The 21993-nt window shown below is 69.7% G+C and carries 23 protein-coding genes and 1 pseudogene; 15 read left to right on the top strand and 9 right to left on the bottom strand.

The annotated features are described in order from the left end of the window. The first annotated feature begins 2 nt into the window (after nucleotides 1-2). Both fabI and IEY89_RS26980 read left to right on the top strand, forming a co-directional pair. Nucleotides 3-770 carry an enoyl-ACP reductase FabI gene (gene fabI, locus IEY89_RS26975; RefSeq protein WP_189150096.1) on the top strand — a complete coding sequence of 256 codons (768 nt, stop codon included), beginning with the start codon at nucleotides 3-5 and terminating at the stop codon, nucleotides 768-770. A gap of 189 nt (nucleotides 771-959) precedes the next feature. Then, a complete protein-coding gene (locus tag IEY89_RS26980; RefSeq protein ID WP_189150097.1) occupies nucleotides 960-1313 on the top strand; it encodes a hypothetical protein in 354 nt (117 codons plus the stop codon). Here the strand turns inward: IEY89_RS26980 and IEY89_RS26985 are convergent. Next, nucleotides 1288-1977, bottom strand: a complete 690-nt coding sequence (locus IEY89_RS26985; protein ID WP_189150098.1) for a FadR/GntR family transcriptional regulator — start codon at nucleotides 1975-1977, stop codon at nucleotides 1288-1290. The genes IEY89_RS26980 and IEY89_RS26985 overlap by 26 nt on opposite strands. A gap of 46 nt (nucleotides 1978-2023) precedes the next feature. On the opposite strand from IEY89_RS26985, the gene IEY89_RS26990 reads away from it, so the two are divergent. The 4 genes from IEY89_RS26990 (at nucleotide 2024) to IEY89_RS27000 (ending at nucleotide 4490) form a co-directional block, all read left to right on the top strand. After that, complete coding sequence (locus tag IEY89_RS26990; RefSeq protein ID WP_189150099.1) at nucleotides 2024-3340, top strand: CynX/NimT family MFS transporter; 1317 nt, start codon at nucleotides 2024-2026, stop codon at nucleotides 3338-3340. A 66-nt stretch (nucleotides 3341-3406) separates the two neighbouring features. Further along, the gene (locus IEY89_RS41545) at nucleotides 3407-3523 is read left to right on the top strand and encodes an SGM_5486 family transporter-associated protein (protein WP_105974872.1); all 117 of its coding nucleotides are present in this window, start codon (nucleotides 3407-3409) and stop codon (nucleotides 3521-3523) included. A 156-nt stretch (nucleotides 3524-3679) separates the two neighbouring features. After that, nucleotides 3680-3886 (top strand): hypothetical protein, encoded by a 207-nt coding sequence (locus tag IEY89_RS26995; RefSeq protein ID WP_189150120.1) that lies wholly within the window; start codon nucleotides 3680-3682, stop codon nucleotides 3884-3886. Nucleotides 3887-3971: 85 nt separating this feature from the next. After that, a complete protein-coding gene (locus tag IEY89_RS27000; RefSeq protein ID WP_189150100.1) occupies nucleotides 3972-4490 on the top strand; it encodes a SixA phosphatase family protein in 519 nt (172 codons plus the stop codon). A 180-nt stretch (nucleotides 4491-4670) separates the two neighbouring features. On the opposite strand, the gene serB is transcribed toward IEY89_RS27000, so the two are convergent. Together serB and IEY89_RS27010 are read right to left on the bottom strand one after the other, a co-directional pair. Beyond that, complete coding sequence (serB, locus tag IEY89_RS27005; protein ID WP_189150101.1) at nucleotides 4671-5873, bottom strand: phosphoserine phosphatase SerB; 1203 nt, start codon at nucleotides 5871-5873, stop codon at nucleotides 4671-4673. Nucleotides 5874-5978: 105 nt separating this feature from the next. After that, nucleotides 5979-8111: a streptophobe family protein gene (locus IEY89_RS27010; RefSeq protein ID WP_189150102.1), complete on the bottom strand. Its 2133-nt coding sequence runs from the start codon at nucleotides 8109-8111 to the stop codon at nucleotides 5979-5981. Between the two features lie 239 nt (nucleotides 8112-8350). Between IEY89_RS27010 and IEY89_RS27015 the strand changes: the two genes are divergently transcribed. Beyond that, on the top strand, nucleotides 8351-10855 hold the full coding sequence (locus IEY89_RS27015; RefSeq protein ID WP_189150103.1) for an FHA domain-containing protein: 2505 nt from the start codon (nucleotides 8351-8353) through the stop codon (nucleotides 10853-10855). A gap of 83 nt (nucleotides 10856-10938) precedes the next feature. On the opposite strand, the gene IEY89_RS27020 is transcribed toward IEY89_RS27015, so the two are convergent. Beyond that, nucleotides 10939-11676 carry a transglycosylase SLT domain-containing protein gene (locus IEY89_RS27020; protein WP_189150104.1) on the bottom strand — a complete coding sequence of 246 codons (738 nt, stop codon included), beginning with the start codon at nucleotides 11674-11676 and terminating at the stop codon, nucleotides 10939-10941. A gap of 341 nt (nucleotides 11677-12017) precedes the next feature. Further along, nucleotides 12018-12185 (bottom strand): annotated as a pseudogene (locus IEY89_RS40930) (S-adenosylmethionine:tRNA ribosyltransferase-isomerase); the annotation flags it as partial. Nucleotides 12186-12609: 424 nt separating this feature from the next. On the opposite strand from IEY89_RS40930, the gene IEY89_RS27025 reads away from it, so the two are divergent. From IEY89_RS27025 to IEY89_RS27040, 4 genes are all read left to right on the top strand, one after another. Then, a complete protein-coding gene (locus tag IEY89_RS27025) occupies nucleotides 12610-13755 on the top strand; it encodes a GAF domain-containing sensor histidine kinase (protein WP_189150105.1) in 1146 nt (381 codons plus the stop codon). Then, nucleotides 13748-14389 carry a response regulator gene (locus tag IEY89_RS27030; protein ID WP_189150106.1) on the top strand — a complete coding sequence of 214 codons (642 nt, stop codon included), beginning with the start codon at nucleotides 13748-13750 and terminating at the stop codon, nucleotides 14387-14389. The genes IEY89_RS27025 and IEY89_RS27030 overlap by 8 nt, the downstream gene beginning before the upstream one ends. 147 nt (nucleotides 14390-14536) lie before the next feature. After that, a complete protein-coding gene (gene chpE / locus IEY89_RS27035) occupies nucleotides 14537-14782 on the top strand; it encodes a chaplin ChpE (protein WP_189150107.1) in 246 nt (81 codons plus the stop codon). A gap of 217 nt (nucleotides 14783-14999) precedes the next feature. Further along, complete coding sequence (locus IEY89_RS27040; RefSeq protein WP_189150121.1) at nucleotides 15000-15176, top strand: chaplin family protein; 177 nt, start codon at nucleotides 15000-15002, stop codon at nucleotides 15174-15176. Nucleotides 15177-15357: 181 nt separating this feature from the next. On the opposite strand, the gene IEY89_RS27045 is transcribed toward IEY89_RS27040, so the two are convergent. Next, nucleotides 15358-16140 (bottom strand): Rv1486c family protein, encoded by a 783-nt coding sequence (locus IEY89_RS27045; RefSeq protein ID WP_189150108.1) that lies wholly within the window; start codon nucleotides 16138-16140, stop codon nucleotides 15358-15360. A gap of 123 nt (nucleotides 16141-16263) precedes the next feature. Here IEY89_RS27045 and IEY89_RS27050 point away from each other — a divergent pair, with 123 nt between their 5' ends. The 3 genes from IEY89_RS27050 to IEY89_RS27060 all read left to right on the top strand — a co-directional run bounded on the left by IEY89_RS27050 (nucleotide 16264) and on the right by IEY89_RS27060 (nucleotide 18683). Continuing rightward, nucleotides 16264-17055, top strand: coding sequence for an ABC transporter ATP-binding protein (locus IEY89_RS27050; protein ID WP_189150109.1), 792 nt, complete (start codon nucleotides 16264-16266; stop codon nucleotides 17053-17055). A 97-nt stretch (nucleotides 17056-17152) separates the two neighbouring features. Then, a complete protein-coding gene (locus tag IEY89_RS27055) occupies nucleotides 17153-17584 on the top strand; it encodes an NfeD family protein (protein WP_189150110.1) in 432 nt (143 codons plus the stop codon). A gap of 148 nt (nucleotides 17585-17732) precedes the next feature. Further along, nucleotides 17733-18683, top strand: coding sequence for an SPFH domain-containing protein (locus IEY89_RS27060; RefSeq protein WP_189150111.1), 951 nt, complete (start codon nucleotides 17733-17735; stop codon nucleotides 18681-18683). Between the two features lie 130 nt (nucleotides 18684-18813). On the opposite strand, the gene IEY89_RS27065 is transcribed toward IEY89_RS27060, so the two are convergent. The 3 genes from IEY89_RS27065 to IEY89_RS27075 form a co-directional block, all read right to left on the bottom strand. Then, nucleotides 18814-19320: an HNH endonuclease gene (locus tag IEY89_RS27065; RefSeq protein ID WP_189150112.1), complete on the bottom strand. Its 507-nt coding sequence runs from the start codon at nucleotides 19318-19320 to the stop codon at nucleotides 18814-18816. A gap of 148 nt (nucleotides 19321-19468) precedes the next feature. Continuing rightward, nucleotides 19469-20008, bottom strand: a complete 540-nt coding sequence (locus tag IEY89_RS27070) for a YbhB/YbcL family Raf kinase inhibitor-like protein (RefSeq protein ID WP_189150113.1) — start codon at nucleotides 20006-20008, stop codon at nucleotides 19469-19471. Nucleotides 20009-20060: 52 nt separating this feature from the next. After that, nucleotides 20061-20843 carry a sporulation protein gene (locus tag IEY89_RS27075; protein WP_189150114.1) on the bottom strand — a complete coding sequence of 261 codons (783 nt, stop codon included), beginning with the start codon at nucleotides 20841-20843 and terminating at the stop codon, nucleotides 20061-20063. A 145-nt stretch (nucleotides 20844-20988) separates the two neighbouring features. Here IEY89_RS27075 and IEY89_RS27080 point away from each other — a divergent pair, with 145 nt between their 5' ends. Further along, nucleotides 20989-21630, top strand: coding sequence for a DNA-3-methyladenine glycosylase (locus IEY89_RS27080; RefSeq protein WP_189150115.1), 642 nt, complete (start codon nucleotides 20989-20991; stop codon nucleotides 21628-21630). The last annotated feature ends 363 nt before the right edge of the window (nucleotides 21631-21993 follow it).

The raw sequence follows: 21993 nt of genomic DNA on the forward strand, positions 1-21993 counted from the left end.
CCATGAGTGGAATTCTCGAGGGCAAGCGCGTCCTGATCTCCGGTGTGCTGATGGAGTCCTCCATCGCCTTCCACACCGCCAAGCTGGCCCAGGAACAGGGTGCCGAGATCATCCTGACCGCGTTCCCGCGGCCCACGCTGACCGAGCGCATCGCCAAGAAGCTGCCCAAGCCCACCAAGGTCCTGGAGCTCGACGTCACCAACGAGGAGCACCTGGGCCGCCTGGCCGACCTCGTCGGCGAGGAGCTCGGCGGTCTCGACGGCGTCGTCCACTCCATCGGCTTCGCCCCGCAGGACGCCCTCGGCGGCAACTTCCTCAACACGCCGTTCGAGTCCGTGGCGACCGCCATGCACGTCTCGGCGTACTCCCTGAAGTCGCTCACCATGGCCTGCCTGCCGCTGATGCAGAACGGCGGCTCGGTCGTCGGCCTCACCTTCGACGCCCAGTACGCCTGGCCGCAGTACGACTGGATGGGCCCGGCCAAGGCCGCCCTGGAGGCCACCAGCCGCTACATGGCCCGCGACCTGGGCAAGCAGAACATCCGCTGTAACCTCATCTCGGCCGGCCCCATCGGCTCCATGGCCGCCAAGTCCATCCCGGGCTTCGGCGAGCTGGCCTCGGTGTGGGACGCCCGTTCGCCCCTCGAGTGGGACCTCAAGGACCCCGAGCCGGCCGGCCGCGGTGTCGTCGCCCTGCTCAGCGACTGGTTCCCGAAGACCACCGGCGAGATCATCCACGTGGACGGCGGGCTGCACGCGATCGGCGCGTGACCGCTGCCGCCACAGGCTCGGCCGACATGCCGAGGGCCCGCGTCCCGTTTGGGCGCGGGCCCTCGGCATGTCGGTGCCTCGTCACCCGTTCGGCTCATCCGATCGGGCGGGGGAGAGAGGTGACTGGGCACCCTGGATTACGCGTTCACCTCGCGTTTCCTCCCCAGCACGGCCGAGGAGGTCCTCCTTGTGCGCCTGTCCCGCGGCTTCGCCCGGCTGCTCGTCGTCGTCGCTCTCCTCACCGCCCTTCCGTACGAGGCCGTTCCGCGCGCGCGCGTGGAGGGACGACAACGGGAGCGGCCCGAGCCCTTCGGCTCCACCTGCTACACCCGGATCACCGGCTCAAAGGTGACCGCGTACTGCCACAACCCCTACGTGGCCGTCGACCGCGTACGTCTGCACATCGAGTGCGACCGCTGGTGGGACCTCGACAGCGACGGCTCCTCGGTCGAGGCCGGGCCCGCGCAGACCGTACGGCTCACCGGCCGCTGCTGGAAGGAAGTCCGCTCCGTGTGGGTCAGCCACCGGAAGCGGACGCCCTGAGCCGGCACGAGAACGGATAACCCGCCGCCTCCCTGGCGGCAGCCGCCGCGTCGCCCGCCCGGATCGCGTCGACGAGCGGGGCGTGGTCCACGTACGACCGGGGGGTCAGCTTCTCGCCCACGTCGTCGCGCAGCCAGTCCCGCAGCACCTCGCCCAGGTCCGCGTACATCGCCGTCATCACATCGTTGTGGGACGCGGCCACCACCGCCATGTGCAGGCTCGCGTCGGCCGTCACGAACGCCTCCGCGTCGCCGGACGCCCAGGCCTGCTCCCGGCGCCCCAGAAGGGCGTCCAGCTGCTTGAGGTCGCGTTCGGTGCGCCGCAGGGCCGCCAGCTCGGCCGCGCCCGACTCCAGCGTGGACCGCAGCTCGGCGATGTGCCGGGGATCCGCCTCGGCGAACCGGCGGTGCATCACTCCGGCCAGCTCACTGGTCGCCACGACATACGTGCCCGAGCCCTGGCGGATGTTCAGCAGCCCGTTGTGCGCGAGGGCCCGGACCGCCTCCCGGACCGTGTTCCGGGCCACTCCGAGCTGCGCGACCAGCTCGGGCTCGGTCGGGATACGGGAGCCGACGGGCCACTCGCCCGAGGTGATCTGGTTCCGCAGTGCGGCGATGACCTGCTCGGACAGGGCCGATCGACGGGGATGGCTCAGCGGCGGCATGGCACATCTTCGCACGGGGGAGTACAACCAATCATCCTATGATTCTATGCTGGGTGTCATGGTGAGTGACGAAACCCGGACGACGACGTCCACATCGATACGCAACGCGGCCGAGCCGGAGAACGAGAACGGGGTGACAGCCACACGCGCGTGGGTCACGCGGCTGGTCGTCGTCGGCATCGTGCTGTCCGCCCTCAACCTCCGACCCGCCATCACCAGCCTCGGCGCTCTCCTCGAAGAGGTCCGCGACGGACTCGGGATGAGCGGCACCGCGGCCGGGGTGCTCACCTCCGTACCGCCGTTCTGCTTCGCCCTCTTCGGCGTCATGGCCCCGCGGCTGGCCCGGCGTTTCGGCGTCGGCGCGGTCGTGTGCGCGGGCATGGCCGCCATAGCCGCCGGCCTGGCGATCCGCCCCTGGACGGGCACCGCCGCCGGGTTCCTGGCCGCCAGCGCGCTCGCCCTCATGGGTATCGCGGTCGGCAACGTCCTGATGCCGGTCGTCGTCAAGCGCTGGTTCCCGGACCGGGTCGGTTCCATGACGGGCCTGTACTCGATGGCCCTCGCCCTCGGCACCGCCGCCGCGGCGGCGATCACCGTGCCCATGACCGGGGCGTTGGGCGGGAGTTGGCGGGCGGGACTGACCGTCTGGGCGGTTCTCGCGGCGGCGGCCGTGGTGCCCTGGATCCCGCTGGTACGGGACCGGGGCGCGGGCGGGCCGAGGCGGGAGACGCCCTCCGCGCGCGGGACGTCCGCCACCGGGGAGAGGGCCGGGGCACTGCGCATCACCCGGAGCCGTACCGCCTGGGCGCTCGCCGTGTTCTTCGGGCTCCAGGCCACCGCCGCCTACGTCACCATGGGCTGGATGGCGCAGATCTTCCGGGACGCGGGCGTCCCGGCCGGCACCGCCGGACTACTGCTCGCCGTGACCATGGCGATGGGGGTGCCGCTCGCCTTCGTCATCCCGCGCGTCGCCACGCGCCTGCCCCACCAGGGGCCCATCGTGGTCGTGCTCGGCGCTTGCGGACTTCTCGGATACGCGGGCCTGTACATCGCGCCGGCCGGCGGCGCCTGGGCCTGGGCCGTCCTGCTCGGCATCGCCAACTGCGCTTTCCCCCTGGCCCTCACGATGGTCGGGATGCGGGCCAGGACGGGCGCGGGCGTCGCCCAACTGTCGGCCTTCGCCCAGAGCACCGGCTATCTGATCTCCATCCCCGGGCCGCTCGTCGTGGGCGTTCTCTACCAGCACAGCGGCGGCTGGGGGCTGCCGCTCGCGCTGATGGCCGGCCTGCTGCTGCCGCAGATGGTCGTGGGCGTCCTGGCGGGACGTGATCGCACCGTGGAGGACGAGGCGGCGGCCCGCTGATCTCACCCCCGCCGGCGCGGGGACCCCGGGAGGGCGGGTGGACGGGACGGGTGCGAAACTGGCGGCATGCCAGTGCTGGATCCGAACCCCCAGAACGGTCAGAAGAAGATGCTGCTCGTCTTCGGCTCGTTCTTCGCCATCTTCGTGATCATCGCCGTCATCGCGACGATCGCCTCACCGTGAGAGCCGTTGGTAGGGATATCCCCCCATCCCCTAGGGGGTGAGTCTCAGGGGCAGGTGGGTGGATCACCGGATGGGTTGAGGACCGCGGGTTCCGTAACTTCGAGGTGTGGCCGCGAGATGCCGGCCACGGACCGCTCGAAGACCCACGGAGGCATCATGTCGGCCCGCACGCACTCCCGGCCCCTTCCGGCGACCACGCGTGGAGTCGACATACGGCTGCCGTGGTGGGCGCTGGCACTGCCGACGCTCGCGTTCGTCGCGCTCCTCGTACTGATGCTGAACCCGACCGACGCTCAGGCGGCGACGGGCGACCCGGCTATCGCTCACTTCCTTGAGCGCGCGCGGGAACTGATGCCGCGCTGAGCGCTGTGAACACCCCATTCCCACCTGCGGAGCCGCCCGTCAACTCCCTGCGCCCCATGGCGTGTTTCATGCGAAGCTGGGTGCCATGAACGTCGCAGAACCCCGCAGGATCGTCCTCTTCCGGCATGCGAAAGCCGACTGGCCCCAGGTCGCCGACCACGAGCGACCACTCGCCGATCGGGGCCGCAAGGACGCCGCTGTCGCCGGGCGCAAGCTGGCCGACACCGGTATCCCTTTCGACCTGGCTCTCTGCTCCACCGCCACCCGGACCCGCGAGACCTGGAAACTCGCCGTCCAGGAATTCCCGCAACGGCCGAAGACCGTCTACGAGGAGCGGATCTACGACGCCTCACCCGGCGAGCTCGTCGCTCTGCTCAACGAAACCCCGGACGACATCCGCAACGTGGTCATGATCGGCCACAACCCAGGAGTGCAGGCCCTCACCGACATTCTGGCCGGCGAGTCCGAGGCTGACCCTCGCGCAAGGCTGACCAGCCGAGGCTTCCCGGCGGCGGCCTTCGCGATCCTGTCCTTCACAGGCTCCTGGAAGGGCCTGGAACCGGCAACGGCAACCCTGCTCGACTTCTGGGCACCGACGGAGTAGGTCCCGAGGCGGCAGGCCGCGGGCAGGCGTTCCGCGAGGCGATGGGGGTCCCCCGGTCGGGCGAAGCCGAGACCGGGGGAGGGCGAGACCGGGGGAGGGTGGGTTCAGCCCGCGACCCGCCCCCGGCGACCAAGCGCGAGCCCCACCGAAGTGTTGCCGCCCCGCGAGGCTCCCGCAGCGCTACTCCTGCGTATCCGCCGCCTCGACCTCTTCCCGAGTGACTCCCAGCAGATACAGCACGGTGTCCAGGAAGGGGAAGTTCACCGCCGTGTGCGCGGCCTCCCGCACGACAGGCTTGGCGTTGAAGGCGACGCCGAGCCCCGCCGCGTTCAGCATGTCCAGATCGTTCGCCCCGTCACCGATCGCCACGGTCTGATCCAGCGGCACCCCGGCCTCCGCCGCGAACCGCCGCAGCAGCCGGGCCTTGCCCGCCCGGTCCACGATCTCGCCGACGACCTTGCCCGTCAGCTTCCCGTCGACGATCTCCAAGGTGTTGGCCTGGGCGAAGTCCAGCCCGAGCCGCTCCTTCAGATCATCCGTGACCTGGGTGAACCCACCCGAGACCACACCCACTTCGAAGCCGAGCCGCTTCAGCGTACGGATCAGCGTGCGCGCCCCCGGCGTGAGCCGGACCTCGCTGCGCACCTTGTCCACCACCGACGCGTCGAGCCCCTTGAGCAGCGCCACCCGCGCGTGCAGTGACTGCTCGAAGTCCAGTTCCCCGCGCATCGCGGCGGCGGTCACCTTGGCGACCTCGTCCTCGCATCCCGCGTGCGCGGCGAAGAGCTCGATCACCTCGTCCTGGATGAGCGTCGAGTCGACATCCATCACGACCAGACGCTGAGCCCGCCGGTGCAACCCCGCCGCGACGACCGCGACATCGACACCGAGTGCCGCCGCGTCGGTGACCAGCGCGGTGCGCAGTACCTCGGTCGCGACGCCGGAGACGGCGAACTCGACCGCCGTCACGGGGTACTTGGCGAGCCGGAAGATACGGTCGATGTTGCCGCCGGTCCTGGTGATCCGCGCGGCGATCGCGGCGGTCGACTCGGCGGTCAGCGGATGCCCCAGCACGGTGACGACGGAACGCCCGAGCCCGCGCGGCCGGTTGTCACCGAGCCCGGAGATGATCTCCGCCTGCATCTTCATGGACTCCGCCCAGCTGTGGACGGTGGACCGCAGATCGCCTTCGATACCGGCAGGCGGCTGCGTCACGAGGGCGCACAGCACCATGCGGCCACGCGTGACGACCTGCTCGATGTCGACCACGTCCACGGAGTAGGCGGCAAGCGTGTCGAACAGACCGGCGGTGATGCCCGGCCTGTCCTTGCCGAAGATTTTGACGAGAAGAGTGGGTACGTCAGCGGTCTGCGTAGCGTTCATGGTGTTTCCACCGTATCCGGCACCCAGTGCCTACCGCGCACGCGGTCCGCCTGACGGACGGGGAACAGTACGTTTCGGGGCGGTGGCGAAAACCTTGCGCGCAGGTCAGCGCCGTCCCTTGGGGGCGCGTGGCGGCGGGGGTGGAGGCGGCGGTGGCGGGGGAGGGGTCCGTTTCTCCGGCGCGGACTCCGACGAGTCGCCGCCGCGCCCCCCGGGCCGTCGCGGCGGCGGCGAGAGCGGCCTGGCCATGGTGGGAAGGCCGTACACGTTCTCGGGCGGCTGCTCCCCCTCACCCGAGCGACGCCCCTCGTCCGGACCGCTTCCCTGCTCCGAGCCGTGCTGCCCGCCCGAACCGCCGCCCCGGCCCGGCCCGCTCCCCTCGCCGGAACCGGTCCACTCGGGCGCGCTGCTCCGGCCGGACGGCCACGTCTGCGTGCGCGGCGGGGTATCGGGTGCCCGCCCGCCCTCGTACGGCCGTCGGCTGTCCGGGCCCCCACCGCTCTCGCGCGGTCGACCGCCTCCGGAGCCGGCCCCCTGCCCGCCCCCATAGGGCTGCCCCGTCCCGCCCGGCCGCGCGTCCTCGGGCTCCCCAAGCCCCTCGGGCAGCCGTAGGTACGGATTGGTGTCGCGGTTGGGCGGCCGGTACGGCGAGCCGGGCGCGTACGGGCCGGGGCCGCCGGCCTGCTCCGGGCGAACGCCGAACCGGGCCTCCTCGGCCGGCGCACCCGTCACCCCGCTCGTCCCCACGGCCCCCGGTGTCCCGGCCGCAGTTCCCGCCGCGTCCGGCCCTCCCGCCCCCGCGTCACCCAGTGCCAACGGCACCGCCCGCCACCCCGCCGCCCCGCTCACGTACGCCAGCAGCGCGCCGACGCCTCCCGCGCCCGCGCCCCACACCGCGCCCAGCAGCAGGGCCGCGATCGGTTGACCGTGCAGTTCGATTCCGGCGCCGAACGCGTCGAAGCCCAGGACCGAGATCGAGGCGTCGACGGACACCTCCGCCAGCCAGGCGAACAGCGGCAGCGCCACCGCGGTCACCACCCCCAGCCGTAACGCGCACCGGCCGGCGAAACGCAGGGCACCCGGATCCCGTACGGGGAGGGGCACCCGCCCGTCGACGTCGCCCGGGCCGACACCCAGGGCCAACGGTGTCCGTGCCGCCGCCAGGATGCCCGCGAGCAGCATCATCAGGACCGCCGCGACCCCCAGCAGCCACACCCGGCTGTCCAGCTCGGCCAGTTCGCCGAGGCTGACCGACTGGTCGTCCGCCGAGCTGAGGAGCCGGTCCAGGGGGTCCGGGAGGACGTTCACCAGCACCCCGGACGCACTGCCGTCGAACGGGACGAACAGGCCGATCGCGATACCCAGCCAGACCCCGTTGGGGGCGCCGAGCAGTGCAGCGCCCGCGATGCGCTTGGGATGGGCGTCGCCGATCGCCGCGTACGCGGCTGCCGCGATCCCCGCCAGCACGGCCACCAGCGCCACCGTGACCAGGGCGGACACCGCCGGACGTACCACGCGGTGGACCGCTTCCCAGCCGCGCGGCAGCGGAGTGCGGCGAGAGGCCAGGAGGGCGATCGCCAGGACTCCGGCCGCCCAGACCAGGCCCCCGAGGAGGGTGGGCAGTGTGTCGACGCTGAAGCCGACCGTCGCCTCCGCGTCGATCAGGTCGCCGACCCGGTCGGGCAGCAGCCCGCTGATGTCACCGAGCCCGGGGACGTCGATCCCCCCGCCTCCGTCACCTCCGCCGCCCGTGCCCGGCAGGCTGTCGAGGCCCAGGCTGCCGCCGTCGATCGTGACGAGATCGTGCCCCGCCCACGCCAGCCCGCCCAGGGTGGCCACGAACAGGGCGATCACCGCGCCCGCGCGCGTGAGGAGTTCGGACGGCGAGATCACCGCTCCCACCCCGCGCAGGGACCGTAGGAAGAACCATGACAGGAGCAGCGCGCCCACCAGGCCGACGCCCAGTGGCGTGATCTCGACGGCGGTCGCCGCCTCCGCTCCTTTCAGGCCGAAGGCCGACACATCACCGGACGGAGTGACCGAACCACCCGCCCCAAGTGCCACAACCGCCGCGGTCATCGGCCCGAGCGAGGCCGTGGCATCCGCCTCCAGCAGATGCAGACCGAGCGCCGCGGTGCCCGCCATTCCGATCAACGCCCAGCTCACAGAGGTGACCGCGGAGAGCAGCACATCCCCCCACGGCAGCCTCCCGCCATGCTCGGCGGTCTCGATGTCCATCGTCAGCCCCCGATCCGCACAGCGGCGGTCCACCCCGCATGTCCCCCTCGCGTGGGATTACCACTCTCCGGGGCGGTTTCCACCCCGTCAACGGCGCGTCGCTGTCCGCTTCCACGCCCCGTCCGCAAGACCCGACTTTCGGTCAGGGGGCTGAGCCTGAAATAGTTCCCCACGATGTTCGACATCCCTAGACTCCCCGTGTTGGGGCAATTTCGGGGGACAACTCAGTGGGGCGCGGAGTGCCGGAACTCGTACTGGAATTGAACGAACGGACCTGGACGCTCGATTCGTCCAGGCCATACACCCTCGGGCGTGATCCGCAGGGGGACATCGTGCTCGATGACGCCAGGGTCTCCTGGCGGCACGCCACGATCAGCTGGGGCGGCCGGAGCTGGGTCATCGAGGACCACGGCAGCACCAACGGCACCTTCGTGCAGGGGCAGCGCATCCACCAGATGGAGATCGGGCCGGGCTCGGCCGTCCATCTCGGCAACGCGACCGACGGCCCGCGTCTGAACCTCTCCAGCAGTGCCGCCCCGGTGGCGACGCCGCAGGTGGCGCAGTCTCAGCAGCAGCCGCTCGCCGCCCAGGGCGCGAGCCCGGGCTGGGCGCAGCCGCCCCAGCAGCAGGCGCCGGAACAGAGCTGGCCGCAGCCGGAACAGCGGCCCGCCGCGATCCCGCAGCAACAGACTCCCGGCCCGGGCGCGCCGCCGGTGTACGGCGACCGCAGCCCGACCACCTTCCACCAACTGCACCTCGGCCGCGTGATGCGCATCGGCCGCGCCCTGGAGAACGAGCTGGTCGTCTCCGACCTCCAGGTCTCCCGCAACCACGCCGAGTTCCACGCGACGCCCGACGGCCGCTTCGAGATCCGCGACCTGGGCTCGCACAACGGTACGTACGTCAACGGCATGCCGATCGCCAAGGGCGGCACGGCGCTGCTCGGCCCGAACGACATCGTCGGCGTCGGCCACTCGACGTTCCGCCTGGTCGGCGACCGTCTCGAGGAGTTCGTCGACACCGGCGAGATCTCCTTCTCGGCCCGCCATCTGACGGTCACGGTGGACGGTGGCAAGCAGATCCTCAAGGACGTCTCCTTCGGCGTCCCGGAGAAGTCGCTGATCGCGGTCATCGGCCCGTCCGGCTCCGGCAAGTCGACGCTCCTGAAGGCGCTCACGGGCTACCGGCCCGCCAACCAGGGCGACGTCCTCTACGACAACCGCAACCTGTACAAGCAGTTCGCCGAGTTGCGCCAGCGCATCGGTCTGGTCCCGCAGGACGACATCCTGCACAAGGAGCTGACCGTCAAGAAGGCCCTCAAGTACGCGGCCAAGCTGCGTTTCCCCGCCGACACCACGACAGAGGAGCGCGAGCACCGCATAGGCGAGGTGCTGCGCGAGCTGAAGCTCGACATCCACAAGGAGAAGAAGGTCACCTCCCTCTCCGGCGGCCAGCGCAAGCGCGTGTCGGTGGCCCTGGAACTCCTCACCAAGCCCTCGCTGATCTTCCTGGACGAGCCGACCTCCGGCCTCGACCCGGGCATGGACCGTGACGTCATGCAGCTGCTGCGCGGCCTCGCCGACGACGGCCGTACGGTCCTCGTCGTCACGCACTCCGTGGCCGAACTGGCGATCTGCGACAAGCTCCTGGTGATGGCGCCGGGCGGCTCGGTGGCGTACTTCGGCCCGCCCGAGGAGGCCCTGAACTTCTTCGGCTACGACACCTGGGCCGACGTCTTCTCGTCCTTCGAGAACTACCGCGACTACGACTGGGCGGGACGCTGGAAGGGCTCGCAGCACTACCAGATGTACGCCGCGGACATCGACGCCGTCGCCCCCCAGTCCGTAGACATGCCCGCCGCACAGGCGATGCGCCCGCCCAAGCCACAGGGCTGGGGCTCCCAGCTGATGACCCTGATCCGCCGGTACGTGACGGTCATCGCCTCCGACAAGGGCTTCCTGGCGCTGACGGTGATCCTGCCCGCGGTGCTGGGCGCGGTGAGCCTGCTCATCGACCCGGACAAGACCCTGCTGCCCGGCAGGGTGGGCAGGAACGGCCTGAACATCCCGAACGGCACGGCCACCACGGTGCTCCTCATCCTCGCGGTGGGCGCCTGCTTCGCCGGCGCCGCGAACTCCGTCCGCGAGCTGATCAAGGAACGGGTCATCTACGAACGGGAGCGCGCGACCGGCCTGTCGCGCTCCGCGTATCTGATGTCCAAGGTGATCGTCCTCGGCCTCATCACGGTGCTGCAGGGCCTCATGGTCGGCGCGATCGGCTTCGCCAGCCGCACGATCCCGGAGGAGGGCCTGGTCTTCGGCAAGTTCGTGCTGCTCGAACTCTCGGTCCCGATCATGGCGCTCGGCTTCTCGTCGATGATGTTCGGCCTGGTCATCTCCTCCCTGGTGAAGACCTCGGAGAAGACCATGCCGCTGCTCGTCATGTTCGCGATCATCCAGGTCGTGTTCACCGGCTGCCTGTTCATCCTGCACGGCAACATCGGCGTCAACGAGTTCTCGTACCTGATGCCGTCCCGCTGGGCGGTCGCCGCCGCGGGCGCCACGCTGGACTTCAACAAGATCAGCCCTAACGTCGACGACCCCGGCAGCACCGACCCCCTCTGGGACCACACGGCCACCGCCTGGGGCATGGACATGGCCGCCCTGATCGCCATCGGCGTGATCTGCGGCTTCTTCGTGGCCCGTTTCCTGCGGCGCCACGAGCCCGAGGTCATGCGCAAGTGACCTCGGCCGTACGACGGTGAAGGGCGGCACCCCGGTGGGGGTGCCGCCCTTTCGCCTGTACGGGTCAGAGGTCCGCGCAGGCCTCAGTACGCGCCGTTGACGTTGTCGATCGAGCCGTACTTGTCGGCCGCGTAGTTGGCGGCGGCGGTGATGTTGGCGACCGGGTCGTACTGGCTGTGGACCGTGCCGGAGACGTGGTACGCGTCGAAGGTCGGCTTGATGACCTGCAGCAGACCGATCGACGGGGTGCCGTTGATGGCGTTGACGTCCCAGTTGTTGATCGCGTTCGGGTTGCCCGAGGACTCCCGCATGATGTTGCGGTACAGACCGTTGTACGAACCCGGGATGCCCTTGGACTTCATGATGTCCAGGGACTCCTTGATCCAGCCGTCGAGGTTGTTGGCGTACGTCTTCGTGGCTGCCTTCTTGATCGCGGCGCGCTTGGCGGACCGGCTCGCGGCCGCCTTTGCCGCCCGCTCCTTCGCCGCCTTCTCCGCAGCCTTCTTCTTCGCGGCGGCCTTCTTCACAGCCGCCTTCTTCGCGGCAGCCACGTCGGCCGCCTTCTTCTTCGCCGCGGCGGCCTCGGCCTGCACGGTAGCGCCGGCCAGCTGGTCGGTGACGCTCGCCTTCACGTCCTTGACCTGGTCCTGGCTGAACACCACAGGAGCGGCGGAGGCGGCCTCGGAGGTGGTCTGCGCGCTGCCCGGCACGAGGGTGAACGCGAGGGCGGCGGAGGCGAGCGTGGCGGCACCGGCGATCGCGAGCCTGCGGGTCCTGGCCGACGTACGACTATGACCAGGAGTGGCGGTGTTCTTGGGCATGGCGGATGGACCTCTTCGAATAGCGCGGACGTCGCTCGGTGCCCGGGGGACAGGCGTGCTTCCGGCACAAACGCCGCGGGCGGAACCCGCGGCGCTGAGCGACGGCTGCCATTCTTAGCGGCCGCAAAATCCTGTGGCAAAGGTGTGACGTACTACGAGGGGTAGTGGACCGGGGAAGGGCAAAACGGGACAGATGGGAGCGTCTTTCCCGCTCATCGGGTGGACGTTTGTCTCCTATGGTCTCTAGTAAGTGATGTGGGTCCTATGTGCGGGGTCACATCGACTGAGTGGCTGTCTCACCGCTGGTTGCGAGAGCAATGCTCAGCGTGAGGGCTCTGTTTTCATGCCTCCTCCGGAAGGAGGAGACACACGTCCCCGAACCCGTGGCACAGGTCTCGCTCGCGCAGCACCTTCTCGTCTCCCAGGTCGACAGCCGCCGGCCCCGCGACCGCCTCCGGCATCAGCAGGTGGGACGCCTCCGGTTCGTGCAGCCTCGCCAGCAGCCCGTCCGCCTATCTGTCAGACGGTGTTCGCGCTGCCGTCCTGCAACGGGAGGGCAGCGCGGAGATGCCCAGTGCCGTGCGGCTTCACCGTTCGTCTGGTGGCTGAACTGATGAGCCGGGACAACGGGGCCGCCTGCCGGACCTACCGCCGGACGGGCGGGAAGCGAAGCCCGCGGAGACCTCGTCAGACCACCTCACGGGCGGCAGGGGCCGATGAGGCAGGAACCCGAGGGAGCGTCGTAAGGCGCTGCAGACCGGAATCGTCTGTGGTCACGAGGGCGAGGGCGAGGGCGAGGGCGGCAACGGCATGACGTGTGTCCCCTTGCCGGGGCCGCGATGCGGTGGGTCCCTCGACCTAGGGCCGACGGCCTAGGCGGGGGCCGCCACAGGACGGATACGCGCTGTCACACCCCGCCGGTACCGTGAGGGCATGAGTCAAGGACCGCGGTCCGGCTTGTCGGCGGTGAGCGCCGCGCTGCTGGCCATGAGCAGACACCTGGAGGTGCGCGACGTCCTCAAGACGATCGTCGCCTCCGCCCGAGAGCTGCTCGACGCGAAGTACGCGGCGCTGGGGGTCCCGGACGACCACGGCGGCTTCGCCCAGTTCGTGGTCGACGGCGTCAGCGACGCCCAGTGGAAGGCCATCGGCCCGCTTCCGCGCCAGCACGGCATCCTTGCCGCGATGCTGCGCGAGGCCCGCCCAGTACGCCTGGCCGACGTCCGCGAGGACCCGCGCTTCGAGGGCTGGCCGTCCGCCCACCCCGACATGTCCGACTTTCTGGGGCTGCCGATCCGGGACGGCGACGAGGTGCTGGGCGCACTGTTCCTGGCCGACAAGCGGTGCCCGAAACCGTCCGGCGGCTGCGGCTTCACGGAGGACGACGAAGACCTCCTCGCCATCCTGGCCCAGCACGCGGCGATCGCCCTGACCAACGCCCGCCTCTACGAACGCAGCCGCGAACTGACCATCGCCGAGGAACGCTCCCGCCTCGCCCACGAACTGCACGACGCGGTCAACCAGAAGCTGTTCTCCCTGCGCCTGACGGCCCAGGCCGCCGCAACCCTCGTGGACCGCGACCCCGCCCGCGCCAAGGGCGAACTGCAGCAGGTGGCCGCGCTCGCCGCGGAGGCGGCCGAAGAACTGCGCGCGGCGGTCGTGGAACTGCGCCCCACGGCCCTGGACGAGGACGGCCTGATCGCCACGCTCCGCACCCACATCCAGGTCCTCGACCGCGCGCACTCCGCGCGCGTGACCTTCGACAGCCGCGGCGTCCGCGCTCTGCCGGCCGCCCAGGAGGAGGCCCTGCTGCGGGTCGCCCAGGAAGCACTGCACAACGCGCTGCGGCACTCCGGGGCGGCCCGGGTGGAGGTGACCGTGGCGAAGCGCGGCCCGGGCGCCGCCCTGCGTGTCGTCGACGACGGCAACGGCTTCGACCCGACGGCGGTACGCAGGGCCGGACGCCACCTCGGCATGGTCTCGATGCGGGACCGGGCGAGCGGGGTCGGCGGCCGGCTGCACGTGGAATCGGCGCCCGGCAAGGGCACCACGATCGAGATGGAGGTTCCCGGTGGCTGACGCGATCAAGGTGCTGCTCGTCGACGACCACCAAGTGGTCCGCCGGGGCCTGCGCACCTTCCTCGAAGTGCAGGACGACATCGAGGTCGTGGGCGAGGCCGCGGACGGCGCCGAGGGAGTCGATCGCGCGCAGGAACTGAAACCCGACGTCGTCCTCATGGACGTCAAGATGCCGGGTATGGACGGCGTCGAGGCGCTGCGCAGACTCAGGCAACTCGACAACCCCGCGCGCGTGCTGATCGTCACGAGCTTCACCGAGCAGCGCACGGTGGTCCCCGCACTGCGCGCGGGCGCCGCAGGGTACGTCTACAAGGACATCGACCCGGACGCCCTCGCCGGCGCCATCCGCTCCGTGCACGCCGGACACATCCTGCTCCAGCCCGAGGTCGCGGGCGCACTGCTGAGCCAGGAGGAGACGCACTCGGGCCAGGGAAGGGGCGGCTCGCTCACCGAGCGGGAGAGGGAAGTGCTGACCCTGATCGCGGACGGCCGCTCGAACCGGGAGATAGCCCGTGCCCTGGTGCTGTCCGAGAAGACGGTCAAGACGCATGTCTCGAACATCCTGATGAAACTCGACCTGGCTGACCGCACACAGGCGGCGTTGTGGGCGGTACGTCATGGTGTGACCGGATGACCGGCAACTCGGAACGTTCCCTTCCGGGCTGAGATTCATACCGTCGTGGGAATGTCCCCCGGATGGCGCATCCTTCGTGGATCTCCGGCGTTCTTCAGTGCGTGCCGCGGCGACCTGCCGCGGTGAACGCAATGGGAGGGCTCAGAAGTGAAGAACCTGAAGAAGGCCGCCGCCGTGACGATGATGGCGGGTGGCCTGGTCGCCGCCGGCGCCGGTTTCGCCTCCGCCACGGACGGTGCGCACGCGAACGGCCAGGCCGTCGGCTCGCCGGGCGTCGCCTCGGGCAACCTCATCCAGGCCCCGGTGCACATCCCGGTGAACGCGGTGGGCAACAGCGTCAACGTCATCGGCGTGCTGAACCCCGCCTTCGGCAACCTCGGCCTCAACCACTGAGGAACCGGGACACCGAAGCGCTGAGGAACTGAGGCACTGAGGTGCCGAGGTCCTGACCTCCGGCCTCCCGGGCACGCCGGGAGGCCGGTCGGCTGCGGCGGATTTCCCCGAACGGGCAGTCTGCCTGCGGACCCCGTGTCGCCCGGTACCTCTCCCGTGTTGCGCGGCGTACGACCCGTGGCCGTGTCGCCCGAGCAACCGCAGGAGGATGCATCCCCTGAACATCGCCAAGAAGGCCGCCGTGGCCGTCACCATCGCCGGTGCCGTCGCGGGCGTGGGGTCGGGCAACCTCGGTCAGATCCCCGTGCACGTCCCGGTCAACGTCGTCGGTGACGGCGTCAACGTCATCGGCCTTCTGAACCCGGCCTTCGGGAACACCGGCGTGAACGACTGACGTCCCGACGTCACAGAGCCCCGCGAACGAGCAGTCGGTTCGCGGGGCTTCGGCCTGTCGGGCCGGCACCATCCAGCCCGTCCGGCGCTTGAGGACGAGGCCGTTCAGGCCGAAGCGGGGGCCTGGGGGCGGCAGCCCCCAGCAACGCCCACGCCGACCGACCCTCACCGCACCACCAACCTCACCGCACCCCCCGCTCCTCCACAACGGAGTTGTACGCCGCGACCTGCGCCCGCCGAGCCGTCCGCTCAACCGGCCGCAACGCCTCCGCCCGCGCCGCGATCTCGGACGCGCTCACCGCCCCGCCGGGCCCGTTCTCCGACGCCACCGAGATCAGCAACCCCACCCGCTGCGCCAGCTCCAGCACCCGTACCGCCCGCGGCGGATACCCCGGCGCCAACAGCTCGCGCCCCCGCTCCGCCCGCGCCCGGTACGCGTCGACCGCCGCCTCCGCGACCGGCCCCGCACCGGCGACGTCCAACCGCGACAACACCGCCGTCGCGTCCCGCAGCGCCTCCGCCAGCTCGCGCTCGGCCTCCCCGAGGGACGGTACGTCGGCGGGCGGCGCCTCACGCACCGGCAGGCAGTGCCAGACGACCTCGATGTGCACGTCCCCGGCCGGCCCGGCCTCGTACACCGCCGGCACCAGCCCCAGCGCGGCACCCTCGCAGACCACCGCCTCCTCCGCTTCCAGCGCCCGCGCGTTGAAGTCGGGCGGCCCGCTCAGCCCGAGCGGATGCCCCGGCGCGGGCAGCGCGATCCGCAGCCCGGACGCACCGAGCGTCCGCAGCCGCCCCAGCGCGAGCGTGAGACCGACGGGCGCCGACTCACCGGGCAGCCCCTCGACCCGGTGCACCGCGTCCTCCCCGACGATGGCCAGTACCGCGTCGTCCGGCGAAACAAGTCCGGCCAACAGGGCATTTCCCCATGCGGCCAGTCGTCCTGAGCGTGGTTCCGAGAGCATGCCCCCACCCTAAGGACCGACCGAGGGGAGGGACCGGCCGACCGGTGGCGTAGATTTCGTGGGGGGCTGCGCCCACAGGCGCACGCGAGACTGGCCGACACTGCAATGGGAGACAACCCGCTCATGAGCGATGTTCTGGAGCTGGAGGACGTATCCGTGGTCCGCGAGGGCCGGGCTCTGGTGGACCAGGTCTCCTGGTCGGTCAAGGAGGGCGAGCGCTGGGTCATCCTCGGCCCGAACGGCGCGGGGAAGACAACCCTCCTGAACCTCGCTTCCAGCTACCTCTTCCCCAGCCAGGGCACCGCCACCATCCTCGGCGAGACCCTCGGCAAGGTCGACGTCTTCGACCTGCGCCCGCGCATCGGCATGGCCGGCATCGCGATGGCCGACAAGCTGCCCAAGCGCCAGACCGTGCTCCAGACGGTGCTGACCGCCGCGTACGGCATGACGGCCGGCTGGCAGGAGGAGTACGAGGACATCGACGAACAGCGCGCCCGCGCCTTCCTCGACCGCCTCGGCATGAGCGACTACCTCGACCGTCGCTTCGGCACCCTCTCCGAGGGCGAGCGCAAGCGCACCCTCATCGCCCGCGCCCTGATGACCGACCCCGAGCTTCTGCTCCTCGACGAGCCCGCCGCCGGTCTCGACCTCGGTGGTCGAGAGGACCTCGTACGTCGTCTCGGCCGTCTCGCCCGTGACCCGATCGCACCCTCCATGATCATGGTCACGCACCATGTCGAGGAGATCGCGCCGGGCTTCACCCACGTCCTGATGATCCGTCAGGGCAAGGTGCTCGCCGCCGGTCCCCTGGAGCTCGAACTCACCTCCCGCAACCTGTCGATGTGCTTCGGCCTTCCCCTCCTCGTGGAGCAGGTCGGCGAACGCTGGACCGCGCAGGGCCTGTCGATGTCCTGACGGCACACGAACCTCCTTGTGGAACAACTGGAAGAAGCCGGTGCCAAGTTGATCGGCGCCCTGTCGGTGACCAGGCCCGCGGACCTACCATGACGATGTGAACGACATCGACGCATGGGTGTGGTGGCTTGTCGGCGCGGTGGCGTTGGGCATCCCGCTCGTGGTGACCGCGATGCCGGAACTGGGCATGCTCGCCGTGGGCGCGCTGGCGGCTGCCGGCGCGGCCGGACTGGGCGGCGGAGCCGTCGTCCAGGTGCTCGTGTTCGCCGTCGTGTCGACGGCGCTCATCGCCGTCGTACGGCCCATCGCGACCCGGCACCGCGCCGACCGGCCCCAACTCCTCTCCGGAATCGACGCGTTGAAGGGCAAACAGGCCATCGTCCTGGAACGCGTCGACGGCTCCGGTGGCCGGATCAAGCTTGCCGGAGAGATCTGGTCGGCCCGCTCTCTCGACACCCAACTCGCCTACGAAGTAGGCCAGGAGGTGGACGTCGTCGAGATCGAGGGGGCCACGGCGATCGTCATGTGACCTCGCACGACGTAAGTGAACGGAACGTCCACGGGGCAGCCGACGGTCTGTCACACTCGACCAGCAAGATCTTCAACAAGCAGGATCTTCAACAGGCATACGATCTTTCCGTGAGTACCAAGGCGGAGAAGGGATACGGGGATCCACGATGGAACCCATCATCATCGTCCTGATCATTCTGGTGGTGTTGGTCTTCATCGCCCTGATCAAGACCATCCAGGTCATCCCACAGGCCAGCGCCGCCATCGTGGAACGGTTCGGCCGCTACACGCGGACACTCAACGCGGGCCTGAACATCGTCGTCCCGTTCATCGACACCATCCGCAACCGCATCGACCTCCGCGAGCAGGTCGTGCCGTTCCCGCCGCAGCCGGTGATCACCCAGGACAACCTGGTCGTCAACATCGACACCGTCATCTACTACCAGGTGACGGACGCACGGGCGGCGACGTACGAGGTCGCCAGTTACATCCAGGCCATCGAACAGCTCACCGTCACCACGCTCCGCAACATCATCGGCGGTATGGACCTGGAGCGGACCCTGACCTCCCGCGAGGAGATCAACGCGGCACTGCGCGGAGTCCTCGACGAGGCCACCGGCAAGTGGGGCATCCGCGTCAACCGCGTCGAGCTGAAGGCGATCGAACCGCCGACCTCCATCCAGGACTCGATGGAGAAGCAGATGCGCGCCGACCGTGACAAGCGCGCCGCGATCCTCACCGCCGAAGGTATCCGCCAGTCCCAGATCCTCACGGCGGAAGGTGAGAAGCAGTCCTCGATCCTGCGCGCCGAAGGTGAGGCCAAGGCCGCCGCCCTGCGCGCCGAGGGCGAGGCCCAGGCCGTTCGTACGGTCTTCGAGGCCATCCACGCCGGTGACCCGGACCAGAAGCTCCTCTCCTACCAGTACCTCCAGATGCTCCCGAAGATCGCGCAGGGCGACGCCAACAAGCTCTGGATCGTCCCCAGTGAAATCGGCGACGCCCTCAAGGGCCTGTCCGGCGCCATGGGCAACTTCGGCAACCTGGGCGGCGGTTCGGGTGGCGGAGACAACCAGGGTGGCGGCACCGAACGCAGAGAAAAGCCGTCGATCACCGACTGACGGCTCCTCAGAACGCCGGCAGGTGTATCCCCGCGCCCCGAAAGGGGCGCGGGGAACTACGCGATCAACCACATCCCACCCGCAGCGACCGAACAACCGGTGGACCTCTAACACGTCCCACCCGCACGAACTACGCCGCAGGCTGCACCAACCACTCCGGCAGTGCCTCGAACTCACCCTGCCCCAAGGACAAAAGCATCGCATCCGCGGGCGAGGGCTCGAACGGTTGCCGCAACAGCGGCATCCCCGCCTCCTCCGGAGTCCGCGCCGCCTTACGGTGGTTGTCCTCCGCGCACGATGCGACGGTGTTCAGCCAGGAGTCCTGACCACCCTGCGCCCGCGGCACCACGTGGTCCACGGTCGTCGCCCGCCGACCGCAGTACGCGCACCTGTGCCGGTCCCGGACCAGCACACCACGCCTCGACCACGGAGCTTGTCTTCGGAACGGCACCCGGACATAGCGGCAGAGCCTGATCACACGTGGCGCGGGTATGTCGACCGCCGCTCCGCGCATACGGATCTCGGGGTGGGCCTGCTCGACAACAGCCTTGTCCTGCAGCACCAGAACGACGGCCCGGTTCAACGTCACCGTCGACAGTGGCTCGAAGCTCGCGTTCAGCACCAGCGTGTCCCGCATCCAGCCCACCTCCTCTGCTCACCGGCCCACCGCGTGGCGGGCGGGCTTGGATCAACTCTGGCCGGGCACGCCGAGATGGACAACGCAATAAAAAATGCCCGCCTCTGATCACTTCCAAGACCAGAGGCGGGCAAACGTTCAATGAACGTCAGTCTTCGGCGGGAACCTCGTACTCAGCGACGAGTTGGGCACGCGCGATCGTGTGGAACCGCAGATGGAAACCGACGGCCGCGGGCGACGCGTCCGCGTCCGGACCCAGCTTCTCCTGATCCACGGCATACACCGTGAACACATAGCGGTGCGGGCCGTCCCCGGCCGGTGGCGCGGCACCGCCGAAGTCCCTCGTGCCGTAGTCGTTGCGCACCTGGACCACGCCCTCGGGCAGCCCCTCGAACTCGCCGCTGCCCGCACCCGCCGCCAACTCCGTGACCGAGGCCGGGATGTCGAACGCCACCCAGTGCCAGAACCCGCTGCCCGTAGGCGCGTCGGGGTCGTAGCAGGTCACGGCGAAACTCCTGGTCTCCGCCGGGAACCCCTCCCACCTCAGGTGCGGCGAGCTGTTGCCGGACGCATGGACCTGAGCGTCCTTGAGCGTCGCACCCGCCTCGACATCCGCACTCGTGACCGTGAACGACGGCACTGGGGGATGGAAGTCGTGCGGCAGCGGCGGCCTCTTGAGCTCGGTCACCTCGGTACCTCCTGGCGGGATGGGGTCGGATCGGTATCCGGAACGGACGCTACTAGAACCAGTTGCGCTTGCTGCCGACCTCGGCCAGCCACTGGTTCAGGTACGCCGCCCAGTCCGTTCCCTGGTAGTCGTGCAGGCCCACCTGGAACGACCGGAAGGTGTCGCTGCCCTCGCTGAACAGTCCCGGCTTCTTGTCCATCTCCAGGACGACGTCCATGGAGTGCTCGTCGGCGACGAAGCTCAACTCGACCTGGTTGAGGCCCCGGTACTGCGCCGGCGGGAAGAACTCGACCTCCTGGTAGAAGGGAAGCTTCTGCCGCGTACCGCGAATGTGACCGCGTTCCAGGTCCGCGTTCTTGAATCGGAAGCCCAACTGGAGGAACGCGTCCAGGATCGCCTTCTGGGCGGGCAACGGGTGCACGTTGATGGGGTCCAGGTCACCGGAGTCGACGGCACGCGCGATCGCCAGCTCGGTGGTCACTCCGATGTGCATCCCGCGCAGCGACTGACCGTCGATCATCGTGACCGGCGTCTCCCACGGGATCTCCAGCCCGAACGGCACGACGTGCACGGCACCGGCCTGAACCTCGAAGGCACCGCCCAACCGCACCTTCGTGAACTCGACGTCCTGCTTGTACTCCTGGTCGTTGCCCTCGACCTCGACCTTGGCCTGGAGCCCGACGGAGAGCCCCTCGATCTGCTGGTTGACGGAACCACCCTGGATCCGCACCTCACCCTGGACGACACCGCCCGGAACGACGTTGACCTCTGTCAACACCGTCTCGACCGAAGCCCCGCCGGCACCCAGGCTCGCGAGCAGCTTCTTGAACGCCATGTCTCTCCTTCTCCAGCGATCCTTGCGATCCCTTGATCCTTACAAACGCGATCCGGCCGTGGCCGGTTCCGTCCTCACCCTGGCAAGGCGGACGCCTCCTGGCCACCCGTTCGCAGAGAACACGCCTGCACTACGCTCGGACGGCATGATCGCCCCCGTTGACCGTACGCCCCTTCCCAGGGAGTTCTTCGACCGGCCGGTACTGGAGGTCGCCCCCGACCTCCTGGGCCGCGTCCTCGTACGCACCACCCCGGACGGTCCCATCGCACTGCGCCTCACAGAGGTAGAGGCCTACGACGGCCCGAACGACCCCGGCTCCCACGCCTATCGCGGCCCCACGCCCCGCAACAGCGTGATGTTCGGTCCGCCCGGACACGTGTACGTCTACTTCACCTACGGCATGTGGCACTGCATGAACCTGGTGTGCGGTCCCGAGGGTGTGGCCAGCGGGGTCCTGCTCCGGGCCGGCGAGATCATCGAGGGCACAGAGCTAGCTCGCAAACGTCGAATTTCAGCCCGAAACGACAAGGAACTGGCCAAAGGCCCGGCCCGCCTGGCCACAGCCCTGGGCGTGGACAGGGCCCTCGACGGTACGGACGCCTGCGCTGCCGGGGTCCTGCCGATCACTGTCCTGACCGGCACCCCCGTCAGCTCCGAGCAGGTGGGCACGGGTCCGCGCACCGGCGTAGCCGGCGACGGGGGTGTCCATCCCTGGCGCTTCTGGATCACCAACGACCCTACGGTGAGCCCCTATCGAGCCCATGCGCCCCGCCGTCGTTCAACTTGACGCGCCCAAGAGGGGTACGTAATGTAGCCCGAGCCGCTTGAACCGGGTACGGCGATCGCCTGCAGCCGGAAGTGGCCAACCCACTACCTACGACTCCCTCTCAGCGGGGGCAATTCTGGCGTGCCTGCATACCGAATTGCGAACGCGCGGAACTCAATTATGAGCTACCGAGGGAATCGGCTAACGTAGTGAATGTCGAAAGGCCAACGGGCGAAAGCCGGAAGGCCTGAGGCAATCCCACCGACTGGGAATCGGATACGGAAACGGTCTGATAGAGTCGGAAACGCAAGACCGAAGGGAAACTGCCCGGAGGAAAGCCCGAGAGGGTGAGTACGAAGGAAGCGTCCGTTCCTTGAGAACTCA

Origin of the sequence: Streptomyces lacrimifluminis (genome assembly GCF_014646095.1) — a bacterium.
Taxonomy (GTDB): Bacteria; Actinomycetota; Actinomycetes; order Streptomycetales; family Streptomycetaceae; genus Streptomyces; species Streptomyces lacrimifluminis.

Bases quoted from the DNA above. Each gene is read 5' to 3' on its own strand.
- IEY89_RS27000 (WP_189150100.1), top strand. From the start codon at position 3,972: ATGAACGTCGCAGAACCCCGCAGGATCGTCCTCTTCCGGCATGCGAAA.
- serB (WP_189150101.1), bottom strand. From the start codon at position 5,873: ATGAACGCTACGCAGACCGCTGACGTACCCACTCTTCTCGTCAAAATC.
- IEY89_RS41545 (WP_105974872.1), top strand. From the start codon at position 3,407: ATGCCAGTGCTGGATCCGAACCCCCAGAACGGTCAGAAGAAGATGCTG.
- IEY89_RS26990 (WP_189150099.1), top strand. From the start codon at position 2,024: ATGCTGGGTGTCATGGTGAGTGACGAAACCCGGACGACGACGTCCACA.
- IEY89_RS27065 (WP_189150112.1), bottom strand. From the start codon at position 19,320: ATGCGGGACACGCTGGTGCTGAACGCGAGCTTCGAGCCACTGTCGACG.
- IEY89_RS27075 (WP_189150114.1), bottom strand. From the start codon at position 20,843: ATGGCGTTCAAGAAGCTGCTCGCGAGCCTGGGTGCCGGCGGGGCTTCG.
- IEY89_RS27060 (WP_189150111.1), top strand. From the start codon at position 17,733: ATGGAACCCATCATCATCGTCCTGATCATTCTGGTGGTGTTGGTCTTC.
- IEY89_RS27045 (WP_189150108.1), bottom strand. From the start codon at position 16,140: ATGCTCTCGGAACCACGCTCAGGACGACTGGCCGCATGGGGAAATGCC.
- IEY89_RS27010 (WP_189150102.1), bottom strand. From the start codon at position 8,111: ATGGACATCGAGACCGCCGAGCATGGCGGGAGGCTGCCGTGGGGGGAT.
- IEY89_RS26985 (WP_189150098.1), bottom strand. From the start codon at position 1,977: ATGCCGCCGCTGAGCCATCCCCGTCGATCGGCCCTGTCCGAGCAGGTC.
- fabI (WP_189150096.1), top strand. From the start codon at position 3: ATGAGTGGAATTCTCGAGGGCAAGCGCGTCCTGATCTCCGGTGTGCTG.
- IEY89_RS26995 (WP_189150120.1), top strand. From the start codon at position 3,680: ATGTCGGCCCGCACGCACTCCCGGCCCCTTCCGGCGACCACGCGTGGA.
- IEY89_RS27080 (WP_189150115.1), top strand. From the start codon at position 20,989: ATGATCGCCCCCGTTGACCGTACGCCCCTTCCCAGGGAGTTCTTCGAC.
- IEY89_RS27020 (WP_189150104.1), bottom strand. From the start codon at position 11,676: ATGCCCAAGAACACCGCCACTCCTGGTCATAGTCGTACGTCGGCCAGG.
- IEY89_RS27025 (WP_189150105.1), top strand. From the start codon at position 12,610: ATGAGTCAAGGACCGCGGTCCGGCTTGTCGGCGGTGAGCGCCGCGCTG.
- IEY89_RS27050 (WP_189150109.1), top strand. From the start codon at position 16,264: ATGAGCGATGTTCTGGAGCTGGAGGACGTATCCGTGGTCCGCGAGGGC.